Origin of the sequence: Accumulibacter sp. (assembly GCF_023806625.1) — a bacterium.
In the GTDB taxonomy this organism is placed as follows: Bacteria; Pseudomonadota; Gammaproteobacteria; order Burkholderiales; family Rhodocyclaceae; genus Accumulibacter.
The window spans coordinates 108,785-115,721 of sequence record NZ_JAMTDX010000062.1; the positions used below are offsets into that span (position 1 = coordinate 108,785).

General features: G+C 70.7%; 7 protein-coding genes and 1 pseudogene. 7 read left to right on the forward strand and 1 reads right to left on the reverse strand.

The features are described 5' to 3' along the window. Window positions 1–303: 303 nt before the first annotated feature. Entirely contained in the window at window positions 304–1,248 is a 945-nt protein-coding gene (locus NFW05_RS11645) for a formylglycine-generating enzyme family protein (RefSeq protein ID WP_295306754.1), read from the forward strand. Then, window positions 1,245–2,126 carry a cell wall hydrolase gene (locus NFW05_RS11650; protein ID WP_295306757.1) on the forward strand — a complete coding sequence of 294 codons (882 nt, stop codon included), beginning with the start codon at window positions 1,245–1,247 and terminating at the stop codon, window positions 2,124–2,126. Before NFW05_RS11645 ends, NFW05_RS11650 begins: the two co-directional genes overlap by 4 nt. Before the next feature lie 47 nt (window positions 2,127–2,173). On the opposite strand, the gene NFW05_RS11655 is transcribed toward NFW05_RS11650, so the two are convergent. Next, window positions 2,174–3,160, reverse strand: coding sequence for a DUF4351 domain-containing protein (locus NFW05_RS11655; protein ID WP_295306760.1), 987 nt, complete (start codon window positions 3,158–3,160; stop codon window positions 2,174–2,176). Between the two features lie 241 nt (window positions 3,161–3,401). Between NFW05_RS11655 and NFW05_RS11660 the strand changes: the two genes are divergently transcribed. The 5 genes and pseudogenes from NFW05_RS11660 (at window position 3,402) to NFW05_RS11675 (ending at window position 6,544) form a co-directional block, all read left to right on the forward strand. After that, a complete protein-coding gene (locus tag NFW05_RS11660) occupies window positions 3,402–4,622 on the forward strand; it encodes a CHAT domain-containing protein (protein ID WP_295306763.1) in 1,221 nt (406 codons plus the stop codon). A gap of 122 nt (window positions 4,623–4,744) precedes the next feature. Next, a pseudogene (locus NFW05_RS18560) lies at window positions 4,745–4,894 on the forward strand (hypothetical protein); the annotation flags it as partial. A gap of 49 nt (window positions 4,895–4,943) precedes the next feature. Continuing rightward, window positions 4,944–5,309 carry an SUMF1/EgtB/PvdO family nonheme iron enzyme gene (locus NFW05_RS11665; protein WP_295306766.1) on the forward strand — a complete coding sequence of 122 codons (366 nt, stop codon included), beginning with the start codon at window positions 4,944–4,946 and terminating at the stop codon, window positions 5,307–5,309. A gap of 24 nt (window positions 5,310–5,333) precedes the next feature. Further along, a complete protein-coding gene (locus NFW05_RS11670; protein WP_295306769.1) occupies window positions 5,334–5,747 on the forward strand; it encodes an SUMF1/EgtB/PvdO family nonheme iron enzyme in 414 nt (137 codons plus the stop codon). A gap of 131 nt (window positions 5,748–5,878) precedes the next feature. Then, window positions 5,879–6,544 carry an MOSC domain-containing protein gene (locus NFW05_RS11675; protein WP_295306772.1) on the forward strand — a complete coding sequence of 222 codons (666 nt, stop codon included), beginning with the start codon at window positions 5,879–5,881 and terminating at the stop codon, window positions 6,542–6,544. Window positions 6,545–6,937: the final 393 nt, after the last annotated feature.

The window sequence follows — 6,937 nt, forward strand, 5'->3', positions numbered from 1 at the left end:
AACCAGAGGCACCGCGACAAGCGCAACGACAACCAGGGCTTCCGTCTCTCCCTGAGCTCGATGGCCCGGAGCGCGACGACCGTCGCCGGATGGCGACGCCGCCCAGCGAAGCTGGCGCGAATCGGGAAGCCCGCGGGACCGGCATGGATTTGTCGGAAGCCATGGACCAGACGCGACGTCCTGCCGCCGTGCGGCTGCGCGGCGGCGAACTGCAAGGCGCCCGGGGCGCCGGTAGGCGCGAACGGGGGATGCCGGCGCCGACAGCCTCCCGGGTCGCCGTCCTTTCCCGATCGGGGGGCGCCGATGCCTGAAGCGCCTGTTCGTCCGCCGGCGGGCGAGGGGCCCCCGGCGCCCGGACGAGACGACGAGGACGGGCTCCCCGACGAGCGGCGCTGCCCGCCGCTGTGGCCACCTCCCTTTGTCTGCGCTTTCGGCGACGACGCGTACGGGCTGTGGATCGACGTCGAGATCTCCGGAGTCGTCCAGCGCTTCCGCTGGATCGAACCCGGTGAGTTCTCGATGGGCTCTCCGGACAACGAAACCGAGCGGTCCGACGGCGAAGGCCCGCGTCACCGCGTGCGGCTGACGGCCGGATTCTGGCTCGCCGACACCGCCTGCACGCAGCAACTCTGGCAGGCAGTGATGGGAAGCAACCCGAGCCGGTTCCAGGACGAAGCGCAGAATCCGGTCGAGAACGTGAGCTGGGACGACGTGCAGGACTTCCTCGGTGGAGTGCGGTCGAGCGTACCCGGAGTCACCGCCGATTTGCCGAGCGAAGCCGAGTGGGAGTACGCGTGCCGCGCGGGAAGCGAAACGCCGTTCTCGACGGGGCCGACGATCGATACCGCGCAGGCGAACTTCGACGGCAACTACCCTTACGCGGGCGGCGAGCGAGGGATTGACCGCGAGAGGACCGTGCCGGTGAAGTCGTTCGCGCCGAACGCCTGGGGCCTGTACGAAATGCACGGCAACGTCTGGGAATGGTGCGCCGACGGGATGCGCGAGTACACGGACGAGACCGTCGACGACCCACGGGGTCCCGAAGGCGCCGGCGACTGGCGCGTCGTGCGCGGCGGCTCGTGGGGCCGCGGGGCCGGGGGGCTTCGCTCCGCGACCCGCTGCCGGTGGCGCCGCGGCGAGCGCCTCGACCTCCGGGGCTTCCGTCTCTCCCTGAGGTCCATAGCCGCGGAGCGGGCGCCGGGCGCGGAGCGCCTGGCGCAGCGTGCGCCGGTCGAGCGGGACGCGTGACCGGCGCCGGCGCGGCTGGCTCGGGAACACGCGGGTCGCCTCGTCAGGCCCGGCGGCGGGCGGGGCTCACCAGCAACGTCCTTTCCGGAATTCGCAATCGTCAGGTGCCCGGCGACGCTTTGCGCGATGCCCCCGCCTGTCCGCCTGGCCGATCGCCACAGACCCCGGGGCGCGGCGGGTTCGGCTGGCTGGCCTGCGGACTGCTGCTCGCGCACACCGCAGTCGCCGGCGACCTGCCGCTGTGTCTGAACCGCGCCGCGGATCAGGCGCCACAGGCCGCGGTGCTCGCCGTCCGGCCGTCCAACCAAGATCTGCTCGCCCGGCTGGTGTACGCCGAGACGCGGTCGACGGGCTTCGCCGATGATCCGCGCGTCGCGCGCGGAATCGCCTGGGGAGCGATGAACCGCGTGCGGCTCGGCGAAGTGTCGGCGAGCGCTCGTCGCCGCTATGGCAGCGGGGTCGCCGGAGTGATCTTCCAGCCGCAGCAGTTCAACCCGGCCGTCTCGCGACGTTCGCCGTTCGCCGGCGACTTCCTCTGCCCGAAGGATGCGGCGGCGTGGCAGCTCGCCGTCGACGCGGCCGGCGCCGCGCTGCGCGGACACGACAATCCGCTGATCGAAACACCGTGGGAGCGGCGCCATGGTCTCTCGCTGGTGGTCAACTTCTACTATCCGCGATCCCCGCAGGCGCGTGGTCCGCTCGCCCCCTGGGAAGGCAGCGCCGGGCTGAGCTTCATTGGCAAGCCGGAGTCGGTCGATCTGCCGCCGGCCGCGCGTGTCCGCTTCTACCGTCTCGATCGGCCGCCCGCCGACCTGGATCCCGCGCTGCGCCGTTCTTCGCCACCGGCTTCTGGACGGGAGGTGACGAACTCGCCTTGAGGCGCCGCGCGACGACTGCCGGGCCGGGGTTGGTCGCCGGTTTCGTGTCAGGACGGAGCGAAAACGTCGTCGAGAGACGTCGCGTCGAGCACCCGAATCGCCCAATGTTCGAGCTGATCGGTCGTCGCCGCGGACAGCCGAGCCTGCACCGCTTCAGGCAGCGGCCCGAAGCGACGGGCCATCTGGCGCGCGAGAACGGCTGCTTCGCCGCGCTGCAGTCCCTGCTCGAGTCCCTGCTGCAGCCCCTGCTGCAGCCCCTGCTGCAGCCCCTTTTCGATGCCCAAGCGTTCGGCGGACGTGACGTACGGCATGCTGACCTTCCTTTCGAGTTCATAGACCTCGTGCAGGAGTTGTCGTTCGAGTTCCTTCGGCAGGCGCAGCAACCAGTCGATGACGCCGAAGAGGTCGAGGATTCGCTGGCGGTCCCAGTCGCGCTCGTAGAGCAACCGGGCGAGGCGCCACTTCGCCGCGTAGCGCCGCTGCATGTCGCCTCTGGTCTCGCGCGTATAGAGGTGGGCCGCGGTGACCAGCGCAAACGGATTCGGATCGGCGAGCAGCGGCTCGATCCGGTCCGCGTAATCGACGAGCTTGACCGCCGGAAAACGGATGCCCATCCGGCAACCGAAGAGCTCGTAGCCGTACGAAGTCGGCTTCCAGTCGGCGCGCTCGTCGGCGAGAACGGCCAGACTGGCGACCGGACGCCGGTAGCGATCGTAGATCCGGTAGTTGTAGGTGAACAACCGCTCGGGGAAATCCCGGTCGGGTTCGCCCTGGACTTCGACATGGATGTAGACCCAGCGCTCTCCGTCGGCCAGCGTCGCCACCTGCACGAGCCGGTCGACGAGCCGCCGGCCGAGCGCGGCGTCCTGGACGACCTGTGCGAGCTCCTGGTCGAGAAAGACGTGCGGTCGTCGCCAGTCGATCCCGGCGTGGGCCTGCGGGAAGTAGAAGGCCATGAACTCCGGGAAGTAGCGCGCCAGCGCTTCCTTCCACGGAGTGTCGTAGTCGTCGTGAGGCAGGGTCTCGGGGTCCATCGTCGGTCGGTGCGCCCGGCGCGTCGGAAGAGTCGCGGCGATGCAGTCGGCAGCGCCATCGCCGCCGCCGATTCGCAGGCGATGTGGCTATGGTAGCGCAGCGCGGCCGTCCCGGGATCTGCGCGCGCTATACTTGCGGTGAGCGAGCGGGGGAGGGCGAGCGAGGGATCCTCGCCGGGCAGCGTCCGGCCACCGATCGCGCTTTCGATTGCTTTCCCCGGCCGATCAGCCGCCGACTCCGATGAGCCTCCTTCTCCGTGCCGTCACTCTGCTCCAGCCACACCTCGGCGGGGACAAGCGCGCGACCTGGCTCGCGCTCGCCTTCGACGAGCAGCGGGCGATCTTCGACGCGATCGATCGCAGCGGCGCGCCGGACGATTTCACCGTGCGCTGCGTCCGCGGCCTGCTCGACCGCGGCTGTGTCGGCTCGCGGCACGCGCTGTCGCTGCTCCTCGAAGTCGTCGCGAAGGCCGCGGGCAGCGAGGTCCAGGGCGAATTCCGCGCGCTGATCGACGAACTCGACCGCCGCTGCGCCGCGCCAACGCAGGCCGACCAAGGCCAGATCGGGCCGGCGACGCAGGTCGCGCCGTCGAGTCCCGTCGTTGCCGCGGCCACCGGCTCGCGACCGGCTGCCGCCGGTCGCCCGTTCGCCTCCACGCGCCGACAGCGGCGCTCGACGATCCTGATGCTCGCCGCCAATCCCGGCGACACGACGCGCCTCGCGCTCGACCACGAGGCGCGGGAGATCGAACGGAAAATCCGCGCGGCCGAACGCCGCGACGCGCTCGACCTGCGCACGCAGTGGGCGGTCAGCCTGGATGACCTGCTGCAATACCTCAACCAGTACCGGCCGCAGGTCGTGCATTTCAGCGGGCGCGGCCAGGGGCAGGCGATCGTCCTCGACGACGGCACAGGCCACACCCGGCTAGTCGGAACGGCGGCGTTGGGCGCGCTGTTCGCGCTGCATCGCACATCCGTTCGCCTCGTCGTGCTCAACGCCTGCTACTCGAAGGGCCAGGCGGAGGCGGTCGTCGAGGCGGTCGACTGCGCGGTCGGGATGAACGACGCGATCGGCGACCGGGCGGCGATCGTCTTTGCCGCCGCCTTCTACCGCAAGCTCGGCTTCGGCGCTTCGGTCGCCGATGCCTTTGCCGAAGCGCGCGTGGCGCTGCTGCTCGAAGGGATCGCCGAAGAGGACACGCCAGAGTTGCTGGTCCGCAAAGGGGTCGACGCAGCGACGGTCTTTCTCGCCGGGCAGGCGACGCGCCGCCGGCTGCCGCGGCGCTGGCCGCGCTGCGCGCGACGATCGTCGCTGGCGGCGCGGATCCGCTCGCCCTGCCCGAAGGCGAACTGCAGCGTGTCCTCCGTCACTCGCCACGCGACCTCGACGAATACCGCCTGCTGCGCGTCGCCGAATGGTCGCAGCCGCGCTACGCGCTCGACCGCCGGTTCACCCGGCTGACGCTGCTGCTCGACCAGGGGCCCGACGCGCAGGGTTCGCGCTGGCAGGCATAGGCGCGTCGGCAACCGTTCGACGACCTGCGCGACGTCCTCGCCGAGACACCCGACTCGCCGGCGCTGGTCGTGCTGGGACCGCCGGGCTGCGGCAAGAGCACGCTGCTGCGCCGGCGAAGTTCCACCGGCGGGTGCGGGTCCCGGCGATCCGCCCCCGATCAGCTTTTTCGTCCCGCTCAACCGCCATCGACCGCCGGCGGCCGGTGGCGAACCGCCGGCCCCGCGCGACTGGCTCGCCGACGAATGGGCGCGGCGCAACGCGAAGTCCGTGTCTCGCCTTCGCTGCGCGAGCGGCTGCAGCAGGCGCTCGTCGAACGCAGCCGGGACCCGGCGGCCGACCTGCGCGCGCGGATCGCTGCCGCCGGTCGTCGAGATTCCGGCAGGCGAGTACCCGATCGGCAGCGACGAGGGTCCCTACCATGACGAGGCGCCGGTCGATGAGGTGAAACTCGCGCCGTTCGCGATCGGGCGCTTCCCGGTGACCAACGCCGAAAGGCGGCTGTTCGTCGATGCCGGCGGCTACCAAGACGAGCGCTGGTGGCAGGGTGAGGCGGCGAAGCGCTGGCAGCGCGGCGAAGCGACCGACGAGGGGCCAAAGGAGCACTGGCGAACGGACCGCCGCTACCTGCGCTAGCACCCCGATTGGGCGGCGACCGCGTTGCGCGAAGGCCGGATCACCTCCCGACAGGCCGAACTCTGGGACGAGATCCGGCAGATGTCCGACGACGAGTTCGAGAGAACGCTGCGCGACTGGTATCCCGGCGGGCGGCAGCGCGAACCCGCGCACTGGAACGACCCGGCGTACCACGACGCGAGCCAGCCGGTAGTCGGCGTCTTCCCCGGCGGCGACACTCCCGAAGGCGTGTCGGACTTGACCGGCAACGTCTGGGAATGGACGAGCAGCGCGTACGAAGCGTACCCTTACCGAGCCGATCGCCGGCGCGAAGACCCCGAGCGGACCGATGCCCGGCGCGTGGTGCGCGGCGCCTTCCGCTACGTCGACGTTCCAGGCTACCGGAACCACTACCTGGGGTTGCGGTTGGTGTGTTTCTCCCCGATCCTGGACCGCTGATCACTGTTACTCTGATCTCTGACGCCTCTGGCCCGCTGACCCTCTGCGCGCCGTGCAGCGGCGCGTCTTTTTTTTTCGCGCCGTCGGCAGTGGTCGGACGGGCGGTTGGCGGGCAATGTGGAGGATTCTCGATGCGCGTCGATCATCTTTTCGCGGGCGGGGTCCGCTTTCTCGAGCCCGAGGGGCAGCGCACCGGCCTGTTCAAGGAGCCAAGGCTGCGGGTGCTGGTCACCCGCCAGGGAATCGCCGGCGACTTCCAGGCCGACCGGCGCCATCACGGCGGCGCGGAGAAGGCGATCTGCCAGTACGCCGCCGCGAACTACCGGCGGATCGCCGCGCGTTTCGCGATGGCCGCCGTCCCGAAAGCGGGGTCGTTCGGCGAGAACGTCGGCGCGTCGGCAATGGACGAGTTGTCGGTGTGCATCGGCGACCGCTATCAGGTCGGCGGTGCGCAGATCGAGGTGTCGCAGCCGAGAACGCCGTGCTGGAAGCTCAACCACCGCTTCGCCGAGCGCGAACTGTCGCGCTTCGTCCTCGCCGAGCGGATCACCGGCTGGTACTATCGGGTGATCGGCGAAGGGGCGATCGCCGTCGGCGACGCGTTCAGCCTGATCGCCCGGCCGAATCCGCGATGGACGATCGATCGAATGTGGCGCGCGGTTAACGAGCACCGTCCCGACCCGGCCGAGCTGCGCGAGCTGGCCGGGATCGCCGGCCTCGCGCCCGACTGGGCGCGGCGGTTGGGCGAGCGCGCGGATTTTCTCGAACGCGCGGCGCCTGGCACCCGAGGCGCGTAGTCGAAGAACCGGCCCGGTCGCGCGTCGCCGGGGGCCGAAGCTGCGCGGCGAGAATCTGGAGGCGCTGGCCGGCAGACAGACGCGGCGCTCTCGGGTATCATCGGCCAGCGAGTCGGGTGAGGGTCGGCCGGGAGTGTCGGCCGGTTTCGCTGCGCGGCGTGCCCGCAGCTGCGATGTGCCGGCCAGGGACGAAAGGGCCGCGGTCAGCGGGGGCGGCAGAATGAAAAAGCCGCCCGGAGATGGCGGCTTCTCTGTGGCGGCTTGTGTGCGGCGGTTCCTCGTTGGCGGCTCATGCCGGACGGTCTGGCCGGGCGGTCCGCTGATCGCTGCAATCGCTTGCTGGTGCCCAAGAGAGGAATCGAACCTCCACGGTGTTGCCACCACTAGGACCTG